This window comes from Bradyrhizobium sp. 142 (assembly GCF_023074015.1).
Lineage (GTDB): Bacteria > Pseudomonadota > Alphaproteobacteria > Rhizobiales > Xanthobacteraceae > Bradyrhizobium.
The window spans coordinates 1-25784 of sequence record NZ_JADPKQ010000246.1; the positions used below are offsets into that span (position 1 = coordinate 1).

At 62.1% G+C, this 25784-nt stretch carries 25 protein-coding genes and 1 pseudogene; 10 read left to right on the forward strand and 16 right to left on the reverse strand.

Translation table 11 applies throughout. From position 1 onward, the window contains the following. Positions 1-1235, reverse strand: a 1235-nt coding sequence (locus IVA82_RS22620) for an IS256 family transposase (protein WP_247493529.1), incomplete at its 3' end; no start/stop codon positions are given. A 329-nt stretch (positions 1236-1564) separates the two neighbouring features. Between IVA82_RS22620 and IVA82_RS22625 the strand changes: the two genes are divergently transcribed. Then, entirely contained in the window at positions 1565-1969 is a 405-nt protein-coding gene (locus IVA82_RS22625; RefSeq protein WP_247493530.1) for a VOC family protein, read from the forward strand. A 327-nt stretch (positions 1970-2296) separates the two neighbouring features. Here IVA82_RS22625 and IVA82_RS22630 read toward each other — a convergent pair whose 3' ends face one another. Continuing rightward, on the reverse strand, positions 2297-3475 hold the full coding sequence (locus IVA82_RS22630) for a serine hydrolase (RefSeq protein ID WP_247493531.1): 1179 nt from the start codon (positions 3473-3475) through the stop codon (positions 2297-2299). Between the two features lie 111 nt (positions 3476-3586). Here IVA82_RS22630 and IVA82_RS22635 point away from each other — a divergent pair, with 111 nt between their 5' ends. The 5 genes from IVA82_RS22635 to IVA82_RS22655 all read left to right on the forward strand — a co-directional run bounded on the left by IVA82_RS22635 (position 3587) and on the right by IVA82_RS22655 (position 7907). Further along, the gene (locus IVA82_RS22635) at positions 3587-3805 is read left to right on the forward strand and encodes a hypothetical protein (protein WP_247493532.1); all 219 of its coding nucleotides are present in this window, start codon (positions 3587-3589) and stop codon (positions 3803-3805) included. A gap of 224 nt (positions 3806-4029) precedes the next feature. Beyond that, positions 4030-4926 (forward strand): ABC transporter permease, encoded by an 897-nt coding sequence (locus tag IVA82_RS22640; RefSeq protein ID WP_247493533.1) that lies wholly within the window; start codon positions 4030-4032, stop codon positions 4924-4926. Then, positions 4916-5653 carry an ABC transporter ATP-binding protein gene (locus tag IVA82_RS22645; RefSeq protein ID WP_247493534.1) on the forward strand — a complete coding sequence of 246 codons (738 nt, stop codon included), beginning with the start codon at positions 4916-4918 and terminating at the stop codon, positions 5651-5653. The genes IVA82_RS22640 and IVA82_RS22645 overlap by 11 nt, the downstream gene beginning before the upstream one ends. 221 nt (positions 5654-5874) lie before the next feature. Next, positions 5875-6804 (forward strand): ABC transporter substrate-binding protein, encoded by a 930-nt coding sequence (locus tag IVA82_RS22650; RefSeq protein WP_247493535.1) that lies wholly within the window; start codon positions 5875-5877, stop codon positions 6802-6804. A gap of 119 nt (positions 6805-6923) precedes the next feature. Beyond that, positions 6924-7907 (forward strand): TauD/TfdA family dioxygenase, encoded by a 984-nt coding sequence (locus IVA82_RS22655; protein ID WP_247493536.1) that lies wholly within the window; start codon positions 6924-6926, stop codon positions 7905-7907. 240 nt (positions 7908-8147) lie between these two features. Here the strand turns inward: IVA82_RS22655 and IVA82_RS22660 are convergent. The 4 genes and pseudogenes from IVA82_RS22660 to IVA82_RS22675 form a co-directional block, all read right to left on the reverse strand. Beyond that, positions 8148-13252: pseudogene (locus IVA82_RS22660) on the reverse strand (helicase-related protein). A gap of 94 nt (positions 13253-13346) precedes the next feature. Continuing rightward, on the reverse strand, positions 13347-13745 hold the full coding sequence (locus IVA82_RS22665; protein ID WP_247493537.1) for a DUF3085 domain-containing protein: 399 nt from the start codon (positions 13743-13745) through the stop codon (positions 13347-13349). An 11-nt stretch (positions 13746-13756) separates the two neighbouring features. Then, entirely contained in the window at positions 13757-14356 is a 600-nt protein-coding gene (locus IVA82_RS22670) for a DUF1419 domain-containing protein (RefSeq protein WP_247493538.1), read from the reverse strand. Positions 14357-14471: 115 nt separating this feature from the next. Then, the gene (locus IVA82_RS22675) at positions 14472-14918 is read right to left on the reverse strand and encodes a DUF3991 domain-containing protein (protein ID WP_346659679.1); all 447 of its coding nucleotides are present in this window, start codon (positions 14916-14918) and stop codon (positions 14472-14474) included. Positions 14919-15240: 322 nt separating this feature from the next. Between IVA82_RS22675 and IVA82_RS22680 the strand changes: the two genes are divergently transcribed. From IVA82_RS22680 to IVA82_RS22695, 4 genes are all read left to right on the forward strand, one after another. Then, the gene (locus tag IVA82_RS22680) at positions 15241-15429 is read left to right on the forward strand and encodes a hypothetical protein (protein WP_247493539.1); all 189 of its coding nucleotides are present in this window, start codon (positions 15241-15243) and stop codon (positions 15427-15429) included. A 483-nt stretch (positions 15430-15912) separates the two neighbouring features. Next, positions 15913-16209: a helix-turn-helix transcriptional regulator gene (locus tag IVA82_RS22685; protein WP_247493540.1), complete on the forward strand. Its 297-nt coding sequence runs from the start codon at positions 15913-15915 to the stop codon at positions 16207-16209. A 254-nt stretch (positions 16210-16463) separates the two neighbouring features. Further along, positions 16464-16757, forward strand: coding sequence for a hypothetical protein (locus tag IVA82_RS22690; protein WP_247493541.1), 294 nt, complete (start codon positions 16464-16466; stop codon positions 16755-16757). A gap of 47 nt (positions 16758-16804) precedes the next feature. Beyond that, the gene (locus IVA82_RS22695) at positions 16805-17068 is read left to right on the forward strand and encodes a hypothetical protein (protein ID WP_247493542.1); all 264 of its coding nucleotides are present in this window, start codon (positions 16805-16807) and stop codon (positions 17066-17068) included. 131 nt (positions 17069-17199) lie between these two features. Here IVA82_RS22695 and IVA82_RS22700 read toward each other — a convergent pair whose 3' ends face one another. The 10 genes from IVA82_RS22700 to IVA82_RS22745 all read right to left on the reverse strand — a co-directional run bounded on the left by IVA82_RS22700 (position 17200) and on the right by IVA82_RS22745 (position 25782). After that, positions 17200-18099 (reverse strand): DUF3991 domain-containing protein, encoded by a 900-nt coding sequence (locus IVA82_RS22700; RefSeq protein WP_247493543.1) that lies wholly within the window; start codon positions 18097-18099, stop codon positions 17200-17202. 218 nt (positions 18100-18317) lie between these two features. Further along, entirely contained in the window at positions 18318-18500 is a 183-nt protein-coding gene (locus IVA82_RS22705; protein WP_247493544.1) for a hypothetical protein, read from the reverse strand. Between the two features lie 979 nt (positions 18501-19479). Next, on the reverse strand, positions 19480-20562 hold the full coding sequence (locus IVA82_RS22710; protein WP_247493545.1) for an amino acid ABC transporter permease: 1083 nt from the start codon (positions 20560-20562) through the stop codon (positions 19480-19482). Then, positions 20559-21752 carry an ABC transporter permease subunit gene (locus IVA82_RS22715; RefSeq protein ID WP_247493546.1) on the reverse strand — a complete coding sequence of 398 codons (1194 nt, stop codon included), beginning with the start codon at positions 21750-21752 and terminating at the stop codon, positions 20559-20561. The genes IVA82_RS22710 and IVA82_RS22715 overlap by 4 nt, the downstream gene beginning before the upstream one ends. 12 nt (positions 21753-21764) lie before the next feature. Next, complete coding sequence (locus IVA82_RS22720; protein ID WP_247493547.1) at positions 21765-22787, reverse strand: amino acid ABC transporter substrate-binding protein; 1023 nt, start codon at positions 22785-22787, stop codon at positions 21765-21767. A gap of 52 nt (positions 22788-22839) precedes the next feature. Continuing rightward, positions 22840-23031, reverse strand: coding sequence for a hypothetical protein (locus IVA82_RS22725; protein ID WP_247493548.1), 192 nt, complete (start codon positions 23029-23031; stop codon positions 22840-22842). A gap of 582 nt (positions 23032-23613) precedes the next feature. Then, complete coding sequence (locus tag IVA82_RS22730) at positions 23614-24243, reverse strand: GNAT family N-acetyltransferase (RefSeq protein WP_247493549.1); 630 nt, start codon at positions 24241-24243, stop codon at positions 23614-23616. Positions 24244-24262: 19 nt separating this feature from the next. Next, entirely contained in the window at positions 24263-24505 is a 243-nt protein-coding gene (locus IVA82_RS22735) for a hypothetical protein (RefSeq protein ID WP_247493550.1), read from the reverse strand. Positions 24506-24584: 79 nt separating this feature from the next. Beyond that, positions 24585-25130, reverse strand: coding sequence for an acyl-CoA dehydrogenase family protein (locus IVA82_RS22740; RefSeq protein ID WP_247493551.1), 546 nt, complete (start codon positions 25128-25130; stop codon positions 24585-24587). Further along, positions 25075-25782 carry an acyl-CoA dehydrogenase family protein gene (locus tag IVA82_RS22745; RefSeq protein WP_247493552.1) on the reverse strand — a complete coding sequence of 236 codons (708 nt, stop codon included), beginning with the start codon at positions 25780-25782 and terminating at the stop codon, positions 25075-25077. Before IVA82_RS22745 ends, IVA82_RS22740 begins: the two co-directional genes overlap by 56 nt. Positions 25783-25784 lie beyond the last annotated feature (2 nt).

Genomic DNA, 25784 nt, shown 5'->3' on the forward strand with positions numbered 1-25784 from the left:
GGGCCGGTCAAGGCCAAGCCTTGCGGTGGCCGCAAGTGCGGCCAGCCTTGACCGCCCCTGCGCGCGGCGGCTGCAAGATTGATGGCCGGGACGGAAGAATGGCCTGCGGCGCGGCCGAACAAAAGAATGGACGCACGCGATTTCCAGCAAGCGTCTTCTCGATAATGAAAAAATCGCTTGTCCATCTCATCCGTCGTGCGCAGGTGTTTCCAATGCTCGGCCGGGAAGTCGTAGAACGCCAGTAGCATGTCCCGATCCTTGCGCAGGCAGTCGGCGGCCTTCTCGTATTTCAGCGCGTAGCTCTCGATGAAGGCGTCGAACGCCAGCTCGGCTGTGGCCTTGGTTTCGGCCATCCATATCTCCTGCAACGCGCGTTTGGCCTTCGGCTGCTGGCTCTTCGGCAGCTTGGCAAGTACGTTGGCGGTCTTGTGCACCCAGCAGCGCTGCTCGCGCGTTTTCGGCCAGACCTCACCGGCCGCCTTCCAGAACCCGAGTGCGCCATCGGCGATGACGAGCTGCGGGGGCACGTCGAGCCCGCGCCGCTTCAGGTCGAGCAGCAGATCGCGCCAGTCGTGCGCGCTCTCGCGGGCGCCATCGGTGAAGCCGACCAGTTCCTTGCGGCCCTCCGGCGTCGCGCCGATCAGCACGAGGATGCACTGCTTTTCGTCTTCGAGGCGGGCTTCGAGATGGATGCCATCAGCCCAGATGTAGACGTAGCGCTTGGCCGACAGATCGCGCTTCTGCCACGCGCCGTGCTCGTCGAGCCAGCCGTCCTTCAGTCGGCCGATGGCGGATGCCGACAACCCGGCAGCATCCTTGCCAAGCAGCGCCGCCAGCGCTTCGGAGAAGTCGCCAGTCGAAATACCCTTCAGATATAGGATCGGCAGCAGCGTCTCGATCGACTTCGAGCGGCGCATGTAGGGCGGCAAGATCGACGGCGAGAACCGGATGCGGCCAGGATCGGCAGCGGCCGCCTCACGATCGCGTACACGCGGCTGGCGGACGGCGACCGGACCGATGCCGGTCATCACCTCGCGCTCCGGCAGGTGACCGTGGCGGACGACGCGCTGGTGGCCGTCCCGGGTCTTCAAATCGGCATGCTGGCCGAGAAAGTCCGCGACCTCGGCCTCGACCGCCTGGGCAAGCAGGGCACGCGCCCCATTGCGCAAGACTTCTGTGAGTTGATCGTCGAAGATTCCTGGCTGAATCAGATGGATGACGTTATCGTTGGACACGGCATATCGCTCCTTCGGTGGAGAAGTGGAGGCGTCAAGCACCCCCACGATATGCCGCCTTTCCGATTCCCGCCGTCACCAACTTTGGGCGATAGCTCGGGGTCGCGACGCCGACAGGATTAGCGGGCGCCGACCCTGACGATTCCAGCTCGCGAAACACAGAGGTCGCGGACGCCTGTTCTTTCGAGCAATTACATATAATCGATGAGTTCCCCGACTGTTGGCGGCTTGTCACTGACTGGCCTCATTCGGAAAGCAATGTCTTCGATGCTGCGAATCTGGACGCCCGTAAGGCTCCGAACCTAGAGTGTCAGCAAGAAGGTCGTTTCATGCATTTGCCCGCCGGCTTCTCGATTGTCACACCCTATATCTTCGTCGACGAAGCCGAGGCCTACGTGGCATTCTTGGAACGGGCCCTCGGCGGCAAAGAAAGAGGCCGCAGCTTGCGCTCCGACGGCAAGATCGCGAACGCCCAAATTGGCTTCGGAACGTCAACAGTGATGATCAGCGAGCCGCAGGCCGAATTTCCCGCGAGCCGCGCGGCCTTCTATCTCTACGTCGAGGATGCCGACCGCGCCATGCGCCAAGCCGTGGCTAGTGGTGCCGAACTTATAATGGATGTTGCCAACATGCCTTACGGAGACCGCCAAGGTGGTGTCCGCGACATCGCTGGCAACATCTGGTGGATTTCACAGCGTCTGACTTCGGAACCCTACTTCAAGACCTCCAGTTGATCCGGATCGTCGATCTTCACCGAAATCGCTGAGGAAACGGCGATAAGCGACGATAGAGACACTGGCAAGCGGTGGAGCGAGGCATACCGACCTGGAAAGATAAACTGCTCCGTGACGGTCCCAAATTGCCTGTGGACGAGCAGATCCGCCACTGCCAGCAGCACAATATTCGCGCGACCGGCGAGTCCGGATGCACGGTACCGGACCATTGCCACGCGCTTGATCCGATCGAGCTCGAACCATGGATTGCAGACCGCGCTCCGAAGCGAACGGTTGATGGCAGCCGTCCGGTGCATTAGCCGAAATGCCAGCTGATGGTGAAATTCCCTAGTGCTGCGTTCCAAGGCCGCGCACGAGACCTTGATAGAGCGGGATCAGCCTGTTCTTGTCGAGCGTGCCGTCGCCATTCCAGGTCGCGACAACGCAGTGAACCCGCCCATGCTTGTCCGTCAGCCGGCTCGAGACATTGTACACGCCGACCTCCGAGCCGCCCTTGTAGGCGACGTTCTGCCAATAGTCGCGATCGACGAGGCCCGGGTTGATGCTGGTGCTCGGCATGTCGGCCGTCGCGTCCAGCAGGTCGCAAAGCTCGTGAGCTGTCAGGAACCACTCGACCTCGTGCGTGGCCGCCGGGCTTACCGCGATGAGAGGCGGGACCGGCGTATTGGCCAAGCGGTCGAGGATCGCTCGCCGGTGGGCGGCGTCGCTCGTCCGCCATTCCGCCCGAAGCGGCGCGTTCTCCTGCGTCTTCAGGGTGAAGAGCTCGCGCGTCGTCGGAAACGGCGCATTCCGGGGCGAGATGGCGTCCACCGATTCGCGCCCGAGAATTCGGATCAGCGCGTCAGTGGCGGTGTTATCGCTGATCGAGATCATCAGATTCGCCAGCGTGGCAATGGTGAGCGGCGTTCGGTCCGGCCAATCCCTCAATTGGCTGCTTGGCAAGGATTTCCAGCCCGGGTCGAGCTCCACCACGGTATCCCAGGTGAACCGCTTCTCAGCGATTGCGTTCTTCACGGCGAGGAGAATGGCGAGCTTGGCTGCCGAACCGACCGCGAGCGGCGTATCGGCCTCGTAAGACGCAACCGGCTTGCCATCCGTTGCAATCAGCAGCGAGGTACGGCCGGGCAGCGCCTTGATCGCTGCGACGAGGGCGTCAATGTCGCCTTGCAGCGGGCCGAACCAAAGGCCGATGATGCGTTCCTCGGCGTCGAGAATGATACGAGCCGGCACTTCAACATGCTCAAAGCGGAGCATGAAGCCATTCCCTGCCGCGCTGACGCCGATAAGTGGGCCATAATCCCGCTTCATGTCGGAGATCCTCTGCGTCACCTCTGCGGCGGGAACCTTGGCCAGAAAGTCGGCTCTAAAAACGGACGTATCGACCGTGTCGGTCTTGAAGAGGGCTTCGAGCGCTTTATCTGCCGTCGTCGTTTCAGCTTTCATGGGCTGAATCGAGAGAAGCGTCACAGCCGCTGCTGCGGCGACGATATGAAGCGCTGATCGCATTTGAGGCTCCCTGTTAACCACCCACCGGCACTAATCTAGAATCGGACGGTGGCGGGAAGATGAGGTGCGCGCAGCGCCGACTGGAGACGATGGGCACACAGGACTCGTCGTGTGGTCGACGTCAATGCGGGACAAGACAATTCTGCTGATTGTCATTTGATCGTGTGGCTTTCCAACATGGCCACTCAGGCACGGAGTTCATCATTCCGCGCTGTGAGGTGTTCCCAGCACGAAATTGACTATTCGACGGCGCGATTTGATGCGCGCATTCTTATTTTTCTTCCGCCGTTGACGCTGGCCGACCACTATGTCGATGTAACCATCGTTTGACGCTCACGCCTGACACGTTGGTGACTCCGGAAATGGAGAAAGATGCGATGACGCCTTTGACCTTCCTGCGCACTGCCACTGGTCACGCGTGTCCTGCGTGCGCTTAGCGCGGCACACCTGTTGCCCCACGAGGGGATGAACCAGCACCAGAACTGAGGCTCGGCTGGCCGCGGCGTCAACGCACGCGGCCGAGAATGCGCGTCGAAAACGCAGGCCGTCATACAATGATCGACACGCTCACCGCATCTCCCGTTTCACTCGAGTCCTACCGCGCGGCTCCTTCCAACACAGCGCGTGGTCATGACGGAATTGATCTGATCGATCCGACGGCGGAACAGGTCGCGGCGGGCCGCGATGCAAGGGCGCCGCGCTGGCTCCAAAGGCTCGCAGGACCAGCCATGACGTTGCTGCTATGGCAATTGCTGTCGTCGATGAACGTCTTTGACCCGCGCACCACGCCGGGTCCTTTGACTGTGGCGAAGACGGCGTTTGATCTGCTCGCTTCAAACGACTTGCAGATGCACCTTTTGGCGTCGCTGGAGCGGGTTCTGCAAGGACTCGCCCTCGGCATAACCCTGGGACTCGTCAGCGCTACAATTGCCGGCCTCACACGATGGGGTGAAAACCTGGTCGACACAAACATGGAGGTGCTGCGGGCGGTGCCCAATTTTGCGCTCTTGCCCGTGCTGATTGCGTGGTTTGGGATCGGCGAAGAGTCGAAGGTCACACTGATCACGCTTGGCGTCTGGGTTGCGATCTATATCAACACCTATGGAGCGATCCGAAACGTCGATGCCTCGCTGGTGGAAGCCGCGCGTACGTTCGGTGCGGGTCGCCGCGAGCTGATCACTGCGGTGATACTCCCCGGTGCTCTTCCGGGCTTTCTGGTCGGCTTGCGCATTGCGCTGACGGCCGCATGGCTCGCCCTGATTTTCGCGGAGACCATCAATGCGCCGCTCGGGCTCGGGCGCATGATGAACGACGCTCGCGAGTACTTCCGGATCGACATCATCTTCGTGCTACTAAGCGTTTACGCGGTCCTCGGGTTGTTGTCGCTGGCTCTCGTTCGCGTTCTCGAAAAGCATCTGCTGACCTGGCGGAGGGCGTTCGATGGTGCCTGAACCCCACGCCGATCTTGCAATCCCGACCGATGCGGCCGTTATCGTCTCGGCCCTGAACAAGAGCTTTGATGTCCAGCCCATCCTGACGGACTTGTCTGTCGAACTGCGCGCCGGCGAGTTCGTCGCGCTCCTGGGCCGAAGTGGTTCCGGCAAAAGCACCTTCTTGCGCGTGCTCGGGGCGCTCGACAATGAGGTCGATGGATACGTCCGCGTTCCGCGGCGCCGTGCCGTGGTGTTTCAGGAGCCCCGGCTGATGCCGTGGCTGCCTGTCTTGCGCAACGTCACGATGGGCTTGCCGCAAACAGCGGCCATCAAGACAAGGGCGCTTCGCGCCCTTGACGAGGTGGGCTTGGAGCACAAGGCTGACGCGTGGCCGCGTACCCTGTCAGGTGGCGAAGCGCAGCGCGTTGCCTTGGCGCGTGCGATGGTGCGCGAGCCGCAATTGCTTCTGCTCGACGAGCCGTTCGGTGCCCTGGACGCGCTGACGCGGATTCGTATGCATGGGCTGTTGCGGGATCTCTATCTACGCCATTCGCCCGCGGTGTTGCTGGTCACGCACGATGTCGAGGAGGCCATTTTCCTGGCCGACCGCATCCTTGTCCTCACCGACGGACGCATTTCGCTCAATGCGCCGGTCGACATTGCGCCGCCGCGGCAGCGGGACGATCGCGCCTTCAGTGCGTTGCGCCGCCGGCTGCTTGCAGAACTCGGCGTCGAGGACGGTTGATAGCCAGGCGACAGAGTTTCCAATCCTACGGAGGTATCATGCACTCGTTTTCTGAACCGGAAGGCGCGCGGAAGAGGCGATCGCGCGGACTCGCAATCCTCTCGAGTGTCGTTTGCCTCGCCGGATTCATGGCGACCGCTCCTGCGTTATCGCAGGACACCAAGTCGGCGGACCTCGCAGCTCAACTTGCAGCGGCCGTCCCGCCTCGGACAAAGCTCATCGTGGCTGAGCAGCAGAGTCAGGCATCCGCGCCCTGGGCGCTGTCTGGTGTCAATAAGGCACTCCCGTACGCCGTCACATTTGCAAATTTCAATGGTGGTCCGGCCGTTCTGGAAGCTCTGATCTCCGGGGCCGTCGATATCGGCTATATCGGCGAGGCGCCGCTGCCCATCGCGGTCGGCACAGGCGTCAAGGAACTCGTTGCGATTGCGATTTATGCCAATCCGGGAAGCCCTGAGAACTATTACTTGGTGGCACAGCCGGGCAAAAACATCAAAACAGTGGCCGACCTCAAAGGGAGGACTGTCGCCTATCCTCCGGGTACTGGGCGCCACATGGTGCTGGCAAGCATCCTTCATGCCAACGGTCTTGACCTCCGCGCATCATCAGTGAAGGGCGTGCCGCTCGCCGGAACTGAAGTCGCGCCGAGTTTCGCTTCAGGCTCTGTGGATGCGGCCATCGTAGTCGGCGGTCAGTATTTTCGGGTCGGCAAGCCGCCGATCATCGCCGACGGGCGCGGACATAACTGGGGCGTCAACGTCATACTCACCCGCAAGGCCCTGCTTGATGATCCCGCGAAGGCCACCGCGATTGCTGATTTCGTACGCCGCGCCGTCGCGTTTTACAACTGGCAGGGCGCAAACCCTGATGCGTGGATACGCGCCAGCTACGTTAAGCAGGAAGGTTTGACCTTCGAGCAAGGCAAGTGGCTCGACGATGCCACCGGGCACGGCGCGTATTACCCGATCGATGCGAAGTCCATACAGGTCTTCCAGCGGATCTCCGATGGCTTGTTTGCCACCGGCGCACTGAAGCAAAAAATCGACATCGCGCCATATGTCGATGGCCGCTTCAACGCGATCGTCGCCTGGCAGAACAACGCCGACGGCGTGAGGCCACCGCCTCTTGAACAGCCGAAAACCACTGACTGAGAGAGCCAGCCAGTGATCTGCGCCCCGTGACCATGGCTGCTCCGGCAAAGCGCAGCCCGCCCTCTGTCACCCCAGCCTTCTAAAGCTATCGAAACGACTCACCTCGCAAAGGAGTTACTATGGCTACGTCAACTGTTCAAAAGACCACCTCGCGTTCTTCGAATACCCCGGCGCCGGCCCCGCGCACTATTGCGATCCATCCGCTCACCGGCCACATCGGCGCGGAAATCGAAGGTGTTAACCTGAAAGAGCCACTGCAACCGCTTGTGCTCGAAGAACTCAAGGCCGCGTTGCTGAAATGGAAGGTGATCTTCTTTCGGGATCAGCAGCTTTCGCATGAGGAGCATATCGGATTCGCAAGAGCTTTCGGCGAACCAACCGTTGGCCACCCTGTCTTTGGGTTTGTCGAGGGATATCCGCAAATCTACTCCGTCTCGCGCGACCGTCTCAAAACCCGCGCCGAAGGAGAGCAGGTTATTCGTCCCTGGACTGGCTTCCATACGGACGTGACCGCGGCAGTGAACCCGCCGGCGGCGTCCATTCTGCGTGGCGTGATCGTTCCACCCTATGGCGGCGATACGATCTGGACTAACCTTGCCGAGGCTTACAAGACCCTGTCGGCACCGCTTCGCTCTTTTGTGGACACGCTGCGCGGGGTTCATTCGTTTCGGCCTCCGGAAGGCCAGACCGCGACCGCGGATTTTATCGCGAAGAACAAGCAACGGCCGCTCGTCAGCGAGCATCCCCTGGTTCGGGTGATTCCAGAAACCGGTGAGCGGGTGCTGTTTGTCAGCCCAGGCTTCCTGAAGACAATTTCCGGCATCAGCCCGCGGGAGAGCCAGCATCTTCTCGAACTGCTGTTCGAACATGTCACGCGCCCGGAATTTACCGTCCGCTTCCGCTGGCATCCCAACAGCATCGCCTTCTGGGACAATCGGACGACATCCCACCTCGCGCCGCGCGATATCTTTAGCCTCGACTTCGACCGACAGCTCTATCGGATCACGTTACGGGGCGAGGTGCCTGTCGGCGTGGACGGAACGCCGTCCACGTCGATCGAAGGGGAACCGCTCGATGCCTATTCGGCGGAGAATGTTCACTAAAACACATTGTGGGGAGCGGCTGGACCGCCACTCGTGCCATGCTTTCTAAAGGCATTCCCTCCCCCGCCACAATCAGGCGGGTGCATGAAGAAGCTGCGCACTGCGGGGGCTGCTCAAGGTCGGCGAGAACGCCTTCGACAAATGCGAGCGGGGCCTGGTCGAGCCGACCGGCCCGACCAAGGAGTTATCGAAGCTGCTCGACCAGCATTCCGAGCTGATCGAGGAATTGCGCGAGAGCGCCTAAGCGGCGATTGCCCTCGCCTCCCCTGGCCCCTCGACGTCCAAGGCAAGCGCTTTCTCGATCTCGGCGAGTTGCCGGCGCTTGTCGGCAAGCTCGCCGGCAAAGGCGAAGTCGCCGCCTTCGCGCGACTGGTATGCCGCGAGACGTCGGCGTGCATCGGCGAGGCGCTGGCGAAAGCGCTCCCGCTCCCCCTCGAAATCATTCAGCGCGTGCTCGAGGCGGGAGACCGCGCCGAGCGGCGTGACCGCGGCCGCCAGATCGATCTCGTATTCGGCGTCGGTGCGCATCAGCATGGTGGCGTAGCGATAGCTGTCGCGCCCGACGCGCTCGCCGGCATATTCGAGATCGAAGCCGCCGATCGAGGCGATGACGGTCTCACCTTCCTGCTGAAGCTGGACCAGCGTCAGGATCTCCTTCATCAGCGCGCGGCCGGCGTCCTTGCGCTCGGCATAGCGCTGGCCCTTCACGCTCATCGCGAACGCCTCGCCCGCCGTCGGGACCAGGCGCTCGATGTCCTGTCCAATCTCCGCGATGCGCCGGGTCGAGAACTCGATTTCGCGCTCGGCATCGCGCACCTGCCGGCGCACGGCGTGGTGGTCATCGATATGGGCGGCGCGCAGACGCTCCAGCCGCGCGATGTCGGCCTCAAGCCCCGCCTTCTGCATCAGGCGCGGGTCACCCGACGCGATGGCTTTTGCCATGGCAAACTGGTTGGCCTGGCCTTCGCCCAGATCGTCGAGCCTTCGGATCGAGGTATCACCGGAGAGCGCGGCCGCGATGAAGCGGGCCTTGCGCTCGTTATTCTGCCACATCGTGGCGTCCAACGATCCCTCCGTGGCGTAGGCGAAGATATCGACCTCGTCGTGCTGATTGCCCTGCCGCACAATGCGGCCCTCACGCTGCTCGATCTGTGAGGGAAGCCAGGGCACATCGAGATGATGCAGGGCCTTGAGGCGCAACTGCGCGTTGACGCCGGTGCCCATCGTATCGGACGAGCCGATCAGGAATCGGACCTTGCCGGCGCGCACGTCGCCGAACAGCCGCTGCTTGGCCTCGGACTTCTTGTAATCCTGCATGAAGGCGATTTCCGACGCCGGCACACCCATGCGGATGAGCTCATCGCGAATCCAGCGATAGGCGGAGAAGCCCCTGGTTTTCTCGACGCTGATCGTGCCGAGATCGGAGAAGATCATCTGGGCGGCGCCGGGAAGCTCGAACGGCTTGCCGTCCGGACGCACGTAACTGGTCTCTGCCGTTTCCTTCCAGATCCGGAAGGCGTTCGCGATGAGAGTGTTGAGCTTGTTCTCCAGCTCATTGTCATTCTCGGCACCGACCAGGCGCAGGTCAATCGCCGCATGCCGGCCGTCGGTGATGACGGAAAGCAGGATGTCGTCGCCGGGCTCTGGCGGGCGATCGCGCATCTCGATCGCCTTGATGCGCTCGTCGAGCAGGGCTTGATAGCGCCTGAAGGCCGATGTCGTCTTGGAGGTCAGAATCTGGCGCCTGCCGGTCGAGATCGACGGCACCTTCACATATTGGCGCAAGTCTTCCGGCAGCACCACGTCGGCGAAGGAGCGGAACATAGCGATCAGTTCCGGCACGTTGACGAAGGTCGCGAAGCGTGCCACAGGCTTGTATTTGCCCGAAGGCTGAAGCTCGAGCTCGGTCGAGACGTCGCCGAATGTGCTCGCCCAGGCATCGAACTCGTGCAGGCCGCGTTGCGCCAGCGCCTCGTAGCCGAGATAGCGCTGGACCGAGAACATCTCGCCCAGCGTGTTGGTGATCGGCGTGCCGGAGGCCAGCACCAGCGCCCGGCCCGGGTTCTTGGTTTCGATGAAGCGCGATTTCACATAGAGGTCCCAGGCGCGCTGCGAGCCGTTCGGATCGACGCCCTTCAGGGTCGACATATTGGTGGCGAAGGAGAGCTTCCTGAACTCCTGCGCCTCGTCGACGATGATCTGGTCGACCCCGATCTCCGAGATGGTCAGTAGGTCGTCCTTGCGTGTCGACAGCGACTCCAGCCGCTCCTTCAAGCCCTCCTTCAGCCGTTCAAGCCGCTTGCGCGAGACACGATCGTCGCTTTCGACCTTGATCAGCAGCGTCTCATAGAGCTCCAGCTCGTCCTGGATCATCTGCTGCTCGAAGGCCGACGGCACGGCGATGAAGCGGAAGGCGGTATGGGTGATGATGATGGCGTCCCAGGTCGCGGTCGCGGCACGCGACAGGAACCGGTGCCGCTTGTCCTTGGTGAAATTGGTCTCGTCGGCGACGAGGATGCGGGCCGCCGGGTAGAGCGCCAGGAACTCGCGCGCGGCCTGCGCCAGGCAGTGGCCGGGAACGACCAGCATCGCCTTGGCGATCAGGCCGAGTCTCCGTTGCTCCATGATGGCCGCTGCCATGGTCATGGTCTTGCCGGCCCCGACCGCATGGGCGAGATAGGTCGATCCGGCCGAGACGATGCGCCAGATGCCGCGCTTCTGGTGCCCATAAAGAATAAAGGCGCCAGAGGCGCCCGGGAGCTTCAAATGCGAGCCATCGAAGGCCCGGGGCGCGATATTGTTGAAGCGGTCATTGTAGACCCTGGCCAGGCGATCGGTGCGATCAGGATCGGACCAGATCCAGCGCTGGAAGGCGTCCTTGATCTTTTGCAGCTTCGACTTCGCCGCTTCGGTGTCGACGACATTGAGCACGCGCCGCTCGCTGTCGCCATCCTTGATGATGTCGAAGATCTGCGGGACCCGGCTGTTGAGCGCATCGGCAAGCAGCTCACCGGCATGCCGGCGGTCCGTGCCCCATTCCGACGTGCCCGCCGCCATCCATGCGAGCTGACGCGCCTCAACCGTCCAGGAGGCGAGTTCCGGCATGTGATGGATCTTGATCTCGGCCTCCATCGTCTCCTTGACGAAGGTGACGATATCGGCGGCCGGAATCCAGGGCGCGCCGAGGCGCGCTGTGATGTCGGACGGGCTCAGATCGGCCGGCTGAACGTCCCGAAGCGCGGTGACGTTGCGCTCATAGGACGGGTCGAGCGCGGCTGCCGCTTCCGCGGCTTTCAACTTGTCGCGAACCTGGCCCGACAGATAGGCGTCTGCCGTCTGCCAGGTTCCATCGGCCGGATCGCGGAAGATGGCGCTGCCGAGCTCGGCGACGACGCCGTCGCGGTCGCGATGCAGAAGCTCGGCGATATGGTCGATGTCGACGGACCCGCGTTCGTTGAGAACGACCGCGAGCCCGTCGGCCGCGCTGGTGATCACCGGCGCCGCCGGCGGCGAGATCACGCGCTCGGTGAAGATCGGGCCGGGCTTCGCCGTATTGGTATCGAGATCATAGTCCTCGATGGAGGCGACCAGCCAGCAATCGGGATCGTCGAGGAAGGGCTGGATGTTGGGACGGCGATGCGTCTCGCGCACCTCGCTGGTTTCTTCATCCTCCAGCAAAGAGACAGTGGTGAAGTTGATCGGGCCGAAGTCGCGGACGAAGGCGCCCCAAGCGATGCGCAGCCTGACCTGCGCCTCCTTCCAGGGGCGGTCGAGCTCCTGGCATTTAAGCACTTCGCGCAAGGAATCGCGGATCGGGATCAGCTTCCTGATGATCCGGACGTGTTTCTCCGGGACGCCGTCGGCGCTGCGACCCTTGCGCACCTTCACGGCGACCTGCCGGCCGTCGAGGACCTGCATCAGGCCTCTCACCTTGTCAAAGAAATAGCTGCCCTCGCGCACATGTCGATCGGCAGGCAGATCGAGCATGCTCTGATCGTCCGCATCCTCCAAGGTGGGATCAATCGCTTCGGGCTCGCCGTCGTAGATCGCCTCCGGAAGGCGAGTGATGGCCGCGACAAGCGCTGCATCCAGGTCCTCGCCAACACGGGCTTGGCACGTGTAGGTCTCGCCGAAGGCCCCGGAGGCGAGCGCATGGGTGCCGAGCACATACTCCGGATGATCCGCGAACCAGCGGTTCACCCGGATGGCATCCTCATCCTCGGTTGCGGGGCGCACCTCGTCGACTTCGAGCCAAGACCGATCGCCTTCGGGATCACCGATCTTCCTCTTCCGGAGAAAGAGGATGTCGACGACGACGTCGGTGCCGGCGCTGGCGCGGAAGCTGCCTTCGGGCAGCCGAACCGCGGCGATCAAATCGGCGGTTTTGGCGATCTGCTCCCGCGCCGAGACGTCCGCCTTGTCCATCGTGCCCGAACTGGTCACGAAGGCCGCGAGCGCACCAGGCTTCAACAGGTCGATCGCCCGCGCGATAAAGTAGTCGTGCAGGCGAAGGCCGAGCGCGCGATAAGCGCGATCGGAACGCACCGTGCGATCGGAGAACGGCGGATTGCCGATGGCAAGATCGAAGCTCGCCGGCAGCTCCGTGCGCGCGAAATCGCCGGCAATGATCCGCGCCCGCGGCTGCAACAGACGCACGATGCGCGCCGTGACCGGATCGAGCTCCACGCCGGTAACGTGCGAGACCGCCCGAAGCGTCTCTGGCATCAGCGCCGGAAACAACCCCGTGCCGATGCCGGGTTCGAGCACACGGCCGCCGCGCCATCCGAGGTGCTCAGGCCTGCCCAGATCGCGCGCACGATGAATTCGGGCGTGAAATGCGCATACTGCGTGCATCGCGCAAGCGAGGCATGGTCGAGATCGCCGACAGCATCCTGCAGATCCTCGCCGATCGCCTCCCAGCCCTTACGAAACTCGTCCTCGCCAGGACGGCGAAACACGAAACTGGCGAGCTCGGACGCGCCGAATCCGGTGAAGCGGATCAGCTGCTCCTGTTCGTCGCGCGTCGCCGGCCGCTCATCGGCCTCGACGGCGGCGGCAAGGCGGATCGCCGCGATGTTGTCGCGGGCGCGATCCTTCCAGCCTTTCGCCAGCGCGCGGTTGACGGCGAGATGGAAATTCGCACCCCGCGCGCGATGAGCGGATGCTGCAGGACGGGCGACCGCTGCGACCGGCAGGGCCGGGGCCGGCGTTGCCGGATCGGGATCGTCATCATCATCCGCCTCGACGGTGCGGCCGCCGGCGAAAGCGGTGACGCCGAGGCCGAGTCCGGACGACAGCGCGGTATTGCCGAAGAGATCGAGGGTGAAGGGATCGTCTTGCGCCATGGGAATTTCTCCTTGTGATGAGGGCGCGTGCCGTCGTCCCGCCGAGCTGCCTCGGCGGGTGCGGATGGTCACAGTGGAAGGGGGATGGGAGGGGCTAGCGCGCGATGAGCGACAGCGAGATGTCTGTCTCGCTCAGCTGCACCCTCAGATGCGTGTATCGAAAATCACGATTGATGAGAGGGATGAGCCGCTCAGCCTCGATGAACTCGATGCCGTCATCGCCGCCGAAATGGCGGCGCTTGTAATCGAACCAGTCCGGATTGCCGACCGGATGGCATTCCTCGGAATAGACCACAAGCGGGCGAGCGCCGTCGCTGAGCTTGCCGTTCGAGATGGTGTAGACGCCGTTGTCACCCACAAGCCAGAGGCCGGGCTTCTCGCCCTCACCCGGCTTTTGGCCGTAATAGGGATTGCGGAAACCGCCATTGGCGGCGGCGTCGGATTGTCCGCGTTCGATAACCCTGCGGACGGCGGGGATGGGGAATGTGAACATCACTACCTCCCTCACGCCGCGATCGCGTCGGGCAGGTGGCGCAGATGCACCGGCAGTTTCACGGCGATCTCCGCGTCCGTTAGCCGGTCGAGCAGCTTCAGCACGCTGCCCTGACGCCCGTCATAGAACAGCACCGTGCGCGAGCCGCACAGATGCTCAGCCCAGCGGTCGCCGGCATAGCTGCGATAATGGTCATGCGTGCTCGACCAGATGTGCTCGAGCCGCTCTTCGCGCGTCATCGCTTGCACGGGTCGCGATTCCCGCTCGATGATCGCAGCACGCATCCGATCGGGCGAGCCCTTGACGGAGAGATCGCAATAGCCATGGAAATAGCGCGTTCGGCCGTCGATCGTGAGCGCGAAGAAGACGCTGGTGATGCTGCCGGTGCGGAATTCGCACAGCGCGAACATGTCGCCACGTATCCACAATGGTGGCAGGATCTCGAACATGTAGTCGTGCTCGGCTTGGCCGATCTCGAACCATTCGCCGCAATAGAGAGCACCATCGTCCAGTGAACGGTCCGGACGCTGTGCATGGCGGTCGAACATGCGGAACATCTGCCGGCGATCGGCGATGCCCTGATAGACCTTGCGGATCGGAGAGAGGGTCATGAGCGGGCTCCTTTAAGCCTCGTCGGGCTGGAAGCGCGGCTCATCCTCTCGATGTCGCCATCCTCTTCAGCCCTTCCTGACCCCTCCCCCCCGGCCGCCTCTCCGTCCGGCCGGGTCAAGGGCCGCGGAACGCGGGCGAAGCTTCACCCTTGACGCGGCCGGCGGGCATGCGGCAGCCGGGTTTTCCTTTCCCTCCTCTCCCTTCTTCATCCTGCTGCCCGGATGCAGCTGTTCGTTCCAGTGCTCTGCGGCAGGCCGCAGCCGCTCGTAGCCGCAGCCGACTTCTTGCGCGATGACCGCCAGCCCCTCGGCATAGACCTCGCCCTGCCGATTGTTGTCCGTCGCGGCAACCAGCCGTGCACCCGGCGGCGCGCTCAGCGCGCGAATGGCGGCGACCGTCCGAGGCGAAACAGCACCTTGCCGCGCTGCTGGCGAAGCCTCGCCATTCCGGTCCGCGCTCTTCCCAGTCGGTGACGACGGCGTCGCTGTCGAGATGCGCGGCCCACGTGGTGCCATGCCGGACTTCGCGCAGTTCGTCATATCGGATCGCCGCACGGATGATGGCTTCCGGCCGAAGATTGCATCACCTGATCAGTTCATCTACCGCTCGACCTCATCCATATCCACTGCGAGAGCCCACCCGCCTCGTCGCCCTCAGCTCCAAGCCGATCCTGCTCGCAGTCCATCTCCTGGATTATCTCGACGCAGCGGTGAATCCGTCATTGTCAATGCGGCAATTTGCAGGCCACGTTTGCGAATCGTTTGCGGAACGCGAGCTGTAGGTTGGTCATTGCCAGCCCGCGTGATATGTCGGCTGCTGCGGCCTCGGCCAGACTCAGACACTTCGACCGGGGCCGCTCTTTCGTCCATTCATTGGGAATCCTATGCGAAACTCCAAAAAGAAGAAGCCTGTCAGCCGACGGGAATACACGAAGGATGATCTGAAGGCGCTCAAGGCGCACTCGAAGGCCAGGACGCCGATCGCCAAGATCTCGAAGCAGATGAAGCGCACGGTGCCGGCGCTTCGGGCCAAGGCGCACCAGCTCGGCATCGGGCTTGGCCACCAGCGCTGAGCCCACGGCGGCGGGGAGTGCTGAAGTTCAGTGCGAAGCGCTCGCTACAATTCGCGGGCGTCGACCTCCTCGTCCGGAACTTAAAATCCATAACATGGAAAAAATACGACAACTCATCACGTTAGGTGAATTGACGACGCTTTCTTCTTTAGCACAAAGTTAGCACAAGTTGCGGTTTAGCACGTTTGGCGAGTGTCGGGCCGCAGAGCCAACGAAAGACACGGTATTCACGGCTTAAGCTGGAACGTGCAGCATGTACATCGCAATGACTTTCAATCCTTCAGATAAGAGTCCGCGTTGGCAGGCAAAATAGCGAGCACGCGATTGAAAAATCGGGGCAGGACTCAAGTGTTCTTTTGCACCGCTGTTCTCCCGGCCAGCGGCGGATTGCGCTGCGAGTTGCGAGCTGCTTTCACGGAAGACTATAATAGTGGGATTATAGCCAGTGGTTTGACGACCTAGCCGACTGGCACGCTTTGGCGCATGAAAGTTCGTGCAATTGTGGCCTCGAATCTGCGTCGGATCCGCGTGGAGCGCGGCATTTCGCAAGAGAAATTGGCTTACGAGTCCGGAGTTGACCGCTCCTACATGGCCAGCCTTGAGCGGCAATTGAAGAACCCGACAATTGATCTTCTCGAGCGCATCACCGAAGCGCTTGGCGTTCATTTGTCCGAACTCTTTGTTCCGCCGCCCAAAGGTGCGAGGTTTCCAAAGACCTTGCCTAAGGGACGCCATCCAGCACATCGGCCTCGCAGGAAGAGCGTATTGCGAGACCAATAAATCTGACGCCACGGCTCGGTCTGCATCTAGGCGGCCACGTTGCGAGTGAGCTCAAATCATGCACCGACTGCGGTCGCCTTCATGAGGGCTTAACACCCGTTCGCTTCGAATCGCTGTAGGCAGCCGCTCACTTCAGCCTCCATCTAATCACGCGGGTGGTCTGCGCGCCTCCGATTCCGTCGATATCGCCGGGCGACCACCCATCATTTGAATAGTCCTGCAAGTGTCACGAGAAAATGTGCCGAGCGCACCGCTTGTTCGGGCATGCCTGGAGCGCTATCTTTGCGCTCATTGAGATCATTGGGAGCATACCGATGGCCGGGAACCTCCATGTCCGCGACGACGACCTGATCGCGAAGCTGAAGATTCGCGCCGCCCGACATGGACGCTCGGCGGAGGCCGAACATCGCGAGATCCTGCGTCAGGTCCTGGCAAGCGAGGTTGGGCCTGATTTCGACGGCCTCGCGGCCGAGCTTCGGAAACTCACCGCCTCGTGCAAGCAGACGCCTTCCGAAGTTCTGCTGCGCGAAGGTCGAGACGAGCGCTGATGGAGACGCTCGTCGTCGTCGACGCCAGCATCGCGATCAAATAGGTCGTGGAGGAAGAAGGGACCGAGACCGCTGTCGATCTGCGCTCGCGTTTCCAGTTCGGGGCGCCAGAGGTTATCATCCCGGAATGCGCGAACACCCTTTGGAAGAAGGTTCAGCGCAGCGAAGTCACCCGCGACGAGGCCGTATTGGCGGCAAGGCTGATCGAGCGCTCCGGCATCGACTTTCTTCCCATGGCGGATGCTCGAGCAGGCAATGAGCCTTGCGATCGAACTCTCGCATCCGGCCTATGTATGACTGCGCTTATCTGATGGCGGCGCGCCGGACCGGATTAAGATTCGTGACGGCGGATACACGCCTGCTGCGCATCATTGCCGGACGCGCATCAAGCGAAATCGCGAGCCTGTGTGTTTCCGCTCTCGGACCTGCGAAACGGCGCGCATTAGGCGTGGGCCCGTGTGCTTAGCTGCTCGTTCCAGTCGTCGGCGCACGGACGAAGCCGATCGAACCCGCATCCAGCCTCGAGCGCGATCATTTCAAGGCGGCTGGCATAGATCTCCCCCTGCCGATTGTTGTCGGTCGCGGCGACGAGCCGTGCACCTGGCCGTGCGCTCAGTGCCCGAATGGCGGCAACCGTCGCCGGCGCCCAACCGCCTCCCGTGCTGAGATAGAGACTATCGAGCGGCCGGGCTTCGATGGCGGCGAGGCTCATCGCGTCGATCGCGGCTTCCGTAACGCAAAGCCGGCTCGCATCGGCCGCTCCGAGGCGAAACAGCACCTTGCCTCCGCCGCTGGCGAAGCCTCGCCATTGCGGCCCGCGCTCTTCCCAGCCGGTGACGACGCCGTCGCCGTCGAGATGGGCCGCCCACATGCTGCCGCGCGGTCCTTCGCGCAAACCGTCGTATTGGATCGCCGCACGGATGATGGCTTCCGGAATGCCACGCTGATCGTGCAGATAGCACCAGGCCAGGGAGCCGCGCCATGGCTTGCGCCGCGCACGCCAGCGATTGGCAATGCTGAGATCGGGCCGCTGCTCGCGGGATTCTCGTATCCAGACAGGTTCGGTCGGGACAAATCCGACGAAATCTGCGACCCGCTGCAGTACGTCCGGAAATGCGAGACCATCGAGATGCTCCACCAGTGAGAAGACATCGCCCTTGGCATCGGACAGCGCATCGAACCAGCCCTTGCCGTCATGGATGACGATGATGATGTCGCCGCCGCGCCGATATTTGACGGCCTTGCGCGTGCTTTCCTTCAAATCGATTGCGAACCCGGCCTTCTCCAGCACCGCGGCGCAGGGCACGCGCGTCTTCAGCTCTTCGATGTCCTTCTTTTCCATCTCCGCTTCCCGGCGCTGCGCCGGACCTTTCCCGCTCGAATTGCCTTCTCCCGCACCTTGCGGGACCCATGCGCCTCCGCCGCGAAGAGCGAAGGGGGCAAGGGCGCGGCTGGCAACTGATGAATCTTGCGGGGCATTCGACGCCCCGCGTCGGCCAGCCGCGGCGCAGCCTCCCTTGCGCCGCCCGCTCGCAAGCGGCACCAGAAGGCGATCCCGGCTCAATGAGCCGGGTTGAACTGGTGTGGATCGAATTCGTGAACAATGACGACATCGGCATCGTCGAGTTCGTCGCTCGGCATCACGCCGTACTGGCCGTCGACCTCGAAGAGCGTAACCGGGACCATCAGGATTCGGGCGAGCTCGAACGCGTTGGACTGGGCGAGGGAAAGATCGTGCGACACTTGAGGGCTCCATCTTATGAAGCGAGGCCGATCCCCGCTCGATGGCGTCCGTCAGTGTCCTCAAGCGGCCGCGATCACCACGCAGCCGAAGGCGCAGCGGCGGCATGCATGCATAGCCGACCCCTTGAGGGGTTGATCGTGGAAGGCCGGGCGGAGGACCAGGAAAGCCATACATGGAGAGCGGGGTCGTGCCTGCTCAAAGAGCCCATCGCGCTCACGCACCCCCTTTCCGGCCGCAGATTCATTGCGCCCTGCGGATAGTTGGTCCCGGCCGCGGATCAGGTTGCATTGAGGCGAAGTGCGTTGTTGGCCGAAACGATCTCGTCGCTTCTGCTCAATCGGTCCTCGCGAACATTCGGTCCGCGCCGAGTCTGCCGGCAGCGTCCCAGCCATTGTCGCAGCATGCTAAACGTCAAGTACCGGCGCGCCTGCGTCGAAGCGGATCGCAGCGCGCGGTTCTGCGAGCGGGAATAGAAGCGTGACGTGGACGCAGCTGGCTGGGTGATCGTCGCCCGCACGGGGTCGGCGTTCCGTTCGACTGGTTTTTCTGATCATGCACGGCAATCGCGTCGAGCCGGAGGATGGTCAGGCGACCGCCAAGGGTCTGCGCGATCAGCGTGTCTTGCCAGATCGGCATCATTGATCGATCTGCGGCACGTGGATAACCGCGACGTCGTCGGCACGGCCCAGTACCTACTGTTGCGCCTGAATACGGCGCTGGCATCAGCGACGCCGCCCATGGACTGGCGCGAATCGGATCCAGGCCTCTTGTCGCTTCCTGGTAGTCCGCCAGGATACAGTGCCCGCAGGGCCACTTCACCGACCTGGCGATTCGTCCTGTGACCTGCCATCCCTGCCTTCCTCAAGTCAAAATCGCGCGAGCGCTCAAACTGTCGTACGCGGCGATCACATCAATGGTAATCAACCGCACCCGTCTTCGACTGACGATCAGGCACCACGTCACGTAGATCCACAAGCCTCAATGTGGATCGGAGCGGTCAAGGCGCCGCTCGAGCCAGAGGCTGTAACGCGAGCCGCCATAGCCGATCGCGAAATAGAGCATGGCCACGACCAGAAATGCTTCCTTGTAAAACCCAAGCCAGTTGGGATCGGTCGCCGCCGCCTTGGCCGCGTTGAGGATGTCGACGATGCCGATGACGGCAAGCAAGGACGTCGCGAGCAGGAAGCCGATGGCCTGGTTGACCAGACCCGGGATCACCATGCGCAGTGCCTGTGGCAAGATGACCAGCCGCAGCGCACGCCAATAACCCAAGCCAAGCGAGGCTGCTGCCTCCTCCTGACCAATCGGAACGGCCTGCAGGCCGGCGCGCATGACCTCGGCGATGTAGGCGGTCCAGAATAGCGAAATCATGATCATCGCGCGCGGCATCTTGTCGGTGGAGAGACCCGCCGGCAGCGCCATGGGCAAAATTAGCGTCGCAAAATACAGGATCGCGACCATCGGTATCGCTCGCATGAACTCGATGTAGCCGATCGCAAGCCAGCGCAGCGCACGCATCCTGGATCGCCGTGCCAGCGACAGCAGGATTGCCAACGGCACCGACACGGCAAAGCAGATCACCCAAACCAACAAAGTTACAGGCAGCCCGCCCCACTGATTCGATGAAATCGGCGACTGCGCCGGGTAGCCGGCCATCAACAGCCAGCACAGGAGGATGACGATCGGCGAGGCGACCACGAGCCCGCGCCGCCAGAAGCGCGGCATGGCCGTAACAGCCAGCAAGGTAACGAGCAACAGACACACAAGCGCCGGGCGCCAGGTGAGTTGGACCGGGTAGAAAGCGAAAACGATGAAGCGCAGCTTGGCTGCGACGAACGCCCAGCACGCCCCGTCATTCGCCAGGCAGTCCGCCGAAGTTCCGTGCCAAGTCGCATCAAGCACCAACCAGCGGAACAGCGATGGCAAAAGCCACAAGACGAGCAGGCCCACGGTCACCGTGATGGCTGAATTCACCCAGGTCCCGAACAGGCCGGTCCGCAGTCGCATCGAGAGCCGCGCCTGACGTCTCGGACGCAGTCTTCCAGCCTCGATCGCCGTCATGCCGGCCGCTCCCCGCGCAACGCGACCCTGCTGTTGTACAGATTCATCAATGCCGAAACGGCGAGGTTCAGGGCGAGATAGAGCAGCACGACGATCAGCAGCGCTTCGAATACCTGCCCGGTCGTATTGGCGGTGGTGTTGACGATGTTCATGAGATCCGGATAGCCGATCGCGACGGCGAGGCTGGAATCCTTAACGAGATTGAGATAGTTCGAGGTCGTCAATGGCGTAATGACGCGCAAGGCTTGTGGCAGGACGACCAGCCGAATGATTTTGCCGCGATGAAATCCCAGGGCACGTGCAGCGTCCCATTGTTCCCGGCGGACCGACAGGATGCCGGCGCGGACGATCTCCGCAATGATCGCAGAAAACTTCACGGTTAATCCGACCAGCAGTGCTGCAAATTCGGGCGTCAGACTGAAACCGCCTCGAATGTTGAAACCGCTGATTGCCGGCACTTCGAAGCCGATCCCTGCACCGCTTGCTGCGAGCACCGCACCGACCGCAAGAATGCTCAAGACGGAGGCAGGCATTGGAGCCTGCAGACCTGCCCGCCTCTGGCGCCAGCCGCGCCGCACCAGCCAGATCCAGCCCCCCAACACGGCGGCCACAACCCACATCGCTCCGACCGAGAGATTGCTTATGACAATCTCCGGCACATAAACGCCCCGGTTGGTCAGGAAGACGGCATCGAGCAAGGTGATGGCGCGACGCGGCGGCGGCAGGGCATGGGCGAGAGCGATCCAGAAAAACAGCTGCAACAACAGTGGGGTGTTGCGAACAATCTCGACATACCAGCGCACAAGACCAGACAGCATCAGGTTGCCCGAAAGCCGCATCATGCCGAACGCGACACCGAGGATTGTCGCCAGACAGCAGCCCAGCAACGAGATCTTGGCCGTATTCAAAAGACCGACCGCGATGGCCCGCGCATAGCTATCGCCGGCACGGAAGGCAATCAGCCCCTCCCCGATCTCAAAATTGGCCGCGCGTTCCAGGAAGTCGAACCCCGGTGTCACCCCGATCCGCGCCATCGTGGTCGCGATGTTAGCTCCGAGCAGGATGACGACAGCGAGGATGCCCGCCACGACCACGAGCTGCAACACCGGCCTTGGACCCAACCAGCCCGAGACCCGGCGCTGCATGCCCGGTTTCTTCGCCGCGTGCGATGTTTCGGGCGCATCGCTCATGAGGGACGCATGTCAGCGGAACGGTGGAGAATATAATAGGCCACCGTTGGTCCACAGCCGGTTATGGCCGCGCTCCCAGCCGAGCGGCTTCAGATGGCGATCGAAGATCTCGCCATAATTTCCGACCGTCTTGATAATGTTGTAGGACCATTTTGGATCGAGCCCGATTGCCTGAGCAAGGGAGGGATCGACACCCAGAAAACGTTGGATGGCTGGATCGTCCGACTTCAGGAAGCTATCGATATTCTGCGAGGTGATGCCCCATTCCTCGGCCTGGATGGTCGCATTCACGGTCCAATTGACGATCTCGAGCCAGCGGTCGTCCCCACTGGCCACCGCCGGCGCCAGTGGCTCCTTCGACAGTCGCTCTGGCAGCAGGACGTAGTCGTTCGGTTTCTTCAGCTGGGTAAGCTTTGCGCCCAGATCTGACGAGTCCTGCGTGATCGCGTCCACGCGGCCGGACTGAAGGGCAGAGACGAATTCGCTGGTGTCCTCGATCGTGACCGGAGTGAACTTATGCTGGCTCTTGCGGAAGAAGTCCGCGATGTTGAGCTCGCCTGTTGTGCCGCTCTGAATGCCGATCGTGGCGCCGTCGAGCTGAGATGCCGATGTCACGCCGATGTCTTTGCGGACGAGAATCCCCTGCCCGTCATAGAAGATGGTCGGCCCGAAATGGAACCCGAGCTTGAACGCACGTGTAATCGTAACAGTCACGCCGGACAGCAGGACATCGAATTCGCCAGATTGAAGCGCCGGCAGACGCTGTTGCGGCGACGAGCTCGTGAACTCCACCTTGTCTACGTCACCGAACACCGCGATGGCCAAGGCGCGTCCATAGTCGATGAAGAAGCCTTGCCACCGGCCACTACTGTCTGGTGCGAAAAACCCGGGCGTGGTGCCAACGCCGACCTTGATAAAACCGCGCGACTTGATCCTGTCGAGCGTTGGGCCGGCAGAGGCAGCCGTTGAGATGAAACCGACCGCGCTAACCAACGACGCAGCAATCCATCTACACCAGCGGCTACGGGCAATCATTCGACTCTCCCCAATGATTCAAGGATGCTTGATGGGTCCAATTCAAGGTTGCTTAGTGCCGGACCTGCCGTCGCCGCTCGATAAGCGCCCTCACCGCACGCTCCGCGGCGCGGGCGGAGCCAAAATGACCGCCATCGAGGCTGTCAAAGGCACGTTCGGATGAGAAGAACCGAACGCCGCGCTCCTCGCTGACAACGATGCCCGCGGTTCGATTCGATACTTCGATGACATAGGCTTGGGACATAACTGCTCAATCGCCGAACTCCGGCGCTCCTGTCTGGTTGTCGATCGCTTTGGATTTGTCGATACGAATCAACAACAGACGCCGGTCGCCGCCGAGACGCAGCGATGAAACATGCGGTTTCGCATGTTGCCCATCACGCTTCGATTGTTCGTTCTCATTACGGTGACCCTAAGCGGCACAATCCGCTGCTCGTGAATATCCGGCGCAACGCCGCGATAGTCAATGAAATGGCTATCCAAAGTTGGGGCGTTGACAGCTGCAGCGCTTTCGCGGCGGAGCGGAAGCGAGCAACGTTCTAATGGCGTCGGTTACAAGCGGCCAGAAGGCAATAACTCCTCGAGCAATACAGAAGTCCCAGCCAATCTCGCTGATTCGATCATACTGTCAGCGCGCTGGATGGTCCGGCGTGTGGATTCGCGCGTTAGGCCAACATCGGTTTGGACCGAACTCCTTGAGAGAAGGTCGCGAGCCAACATTTCGGTCAATAAAGCGTTGACTTCAGGCATCGCAATCGAGGCCTGCTCCCCTAATCGGTCCAACGGGCGCGTTCCAGCAAGGCGTTCGGCCTTGGCCCCGATCGGCTCATCTCTCGCGACGTGGACAAGGCTCAGAGTCTCCGAGGGACTGTCCTACGGATTCAAATGCAAATCTTGCAGCAGTGGAATCCGCGCCAGAGCGGGATCGTGCGCGTTGCCGTCGCGGGTCCAATCGCGATCGTCCCTTGGGAATACCTTGCGCACGTGGGCTAGCGAGACCTTGCAACGGCAACTTGAGGCGTGGGCCGATCTCTGCAAAACCGGCCTTGACGTACAATGCCAAGCTGGGGTTGCGGCTCCACATCGGCTGCCTCGGCGCCGCCAATTCAAGCTGGCCCCAGCCCTTTACCGTCCCCAGGCCTACGGCAGCCTCAATGAGACGCATTGCGACCCCAGACGATCGCTGGTCCGGCACCACGTAGAGTTCGGTGATAGTGCCGTAGGTTCCGCAGGCGAAAAGGGCTGCGCTTTCCGACAACATGATGACACCGACGGGGCGGTCCCCGGTGAAAGCCAAAAACCCATAGACGCGCTCTTTCATGGCGAGGAGTTCGGCCACGAGCTGGGTATCTGGTTCGGCCTGGACCTGGCCGGCCCCAAGTTCGGCGAGCAGGGCAGCAACCATGTGGGTCACCGTTGTGGCGTCATCGACAGAAACTTCACGCGTGGTCACCATGTGACATCCTCCTGCGAGCTCAAGCAACCGGGTCCAGCGGCAGCATCGGGAAGAAACCTGCCGCAGCATCCGACCTGAAGCCGATATGCTGCCATGTTGAAGGTCGGATGACGTCTTGGTTCACACGGTTGAGAGGTGATAAATTCTTCGTGTTGCTCCAGACTGAAAACATCGCCAGAAAAAAGAAAGATAACCTGTCGGCACCATCGTCATAGTCGTACCGAGCGCGCGTTCTTCTTCGGACCTGCGTGCCGCGCCGCATCAGGGAGCCTCGTGCTGCTCATGCCAGGACGTCGCAGCAGCGGAGCTGACCCTAGCGAACAGCCCCCGCGGATTTGAATCTACTCTCCCCCTTCATAGAACAGCTCGAGGGGCAGGCCGACCAGCGATTTGCCGATCCAGTCGCGAGCAATCATGTTCGACGGCCCCATCGCGATGGCTGCGCGAGCATCTCGGAACGAACGCTCGATGGGTCCGCGATGATAGCCGTAACCTCCCGTTACCGTCAGTGCTGCCGCTGCGACCTTGTTCGCGACTTCGGCGGCGTGAACTTTGAACTCGGTCAATGGGATCAGGATTTCGCTCTGCGGCTTGCCGGCCCGCCAGAGCGCATCCAGCTTTGCCGCCAGCTCGAGGCGCCACGGCCGCAACGTTTCGACCAGCACCTTGGCCGCGCCGAGCTCCTGGCGGATCGCCTGATAATCAGACAGACTTTTGTTCCGATCCTTGTGCACGAAGCTCGTGGTGTGCTTGACCGCCGCGTTCAGCGCGCCGCGGGCCACCCCCTCCCAGACCGCGCCGAGCCCGATCAGATAGACCGGTGATACGCCGTCATAGATGATTTCCTTCCCCTGCCCTTCCGCGCCGAGCCGGTCTCGCTGCGGCACTCGCACATTGGTGTAGCGAATCGGACCCGAATGATTGGCGCGCACGCCGAGGGGCATTCCAAGGTTTCGATTCGATGCCTTCGGACTTACCGTCGACGATGAAGAAGACGATGTCAGCCTGATCCTTGGCCCCAGGAGTACGCGTCTGCACGACGTAGAAGTCGGCCTGACCGGAACTCGTCGTGAACGACTTTTCGGCGTTGAGAAGATAATTGTCGCCGTCGCGCGAGGCTTCGGAGAGATTATACCACCAGTGCCCACCGGTCGCGCGTTCACTGGTCGAGTATGTGCCAAGTTGGCCGCCATTGTTCGCCTTGAGCCAGCGCTCCTTCTGGTCATCACTGCCAAACAGATTGATCGTCTGGACCGCACCGACATGCATGACGTAGACGAGGCCAGTCGATGCATCGGCCTGTCCGATGCGATAGGCGGCTTCCGCGAAATCGACATGACCGAGGCCAAGGCCGCCAAACCGTGCTTCGTTTAGGACGCCGGTCCAGCCCGCCTCCGCCAATGCCTTCAGGTTCTCCCTGGGAAAGCGGCCTTCAAGATCATTGCGATCAGCATTCACCCTTACGGTCGCATCAATCGCCCCGTCCAGCCGGGAGTAGACGTCCTGGTCGATCTTGGGCGCCAGTTTGGCGGTAGCCATGG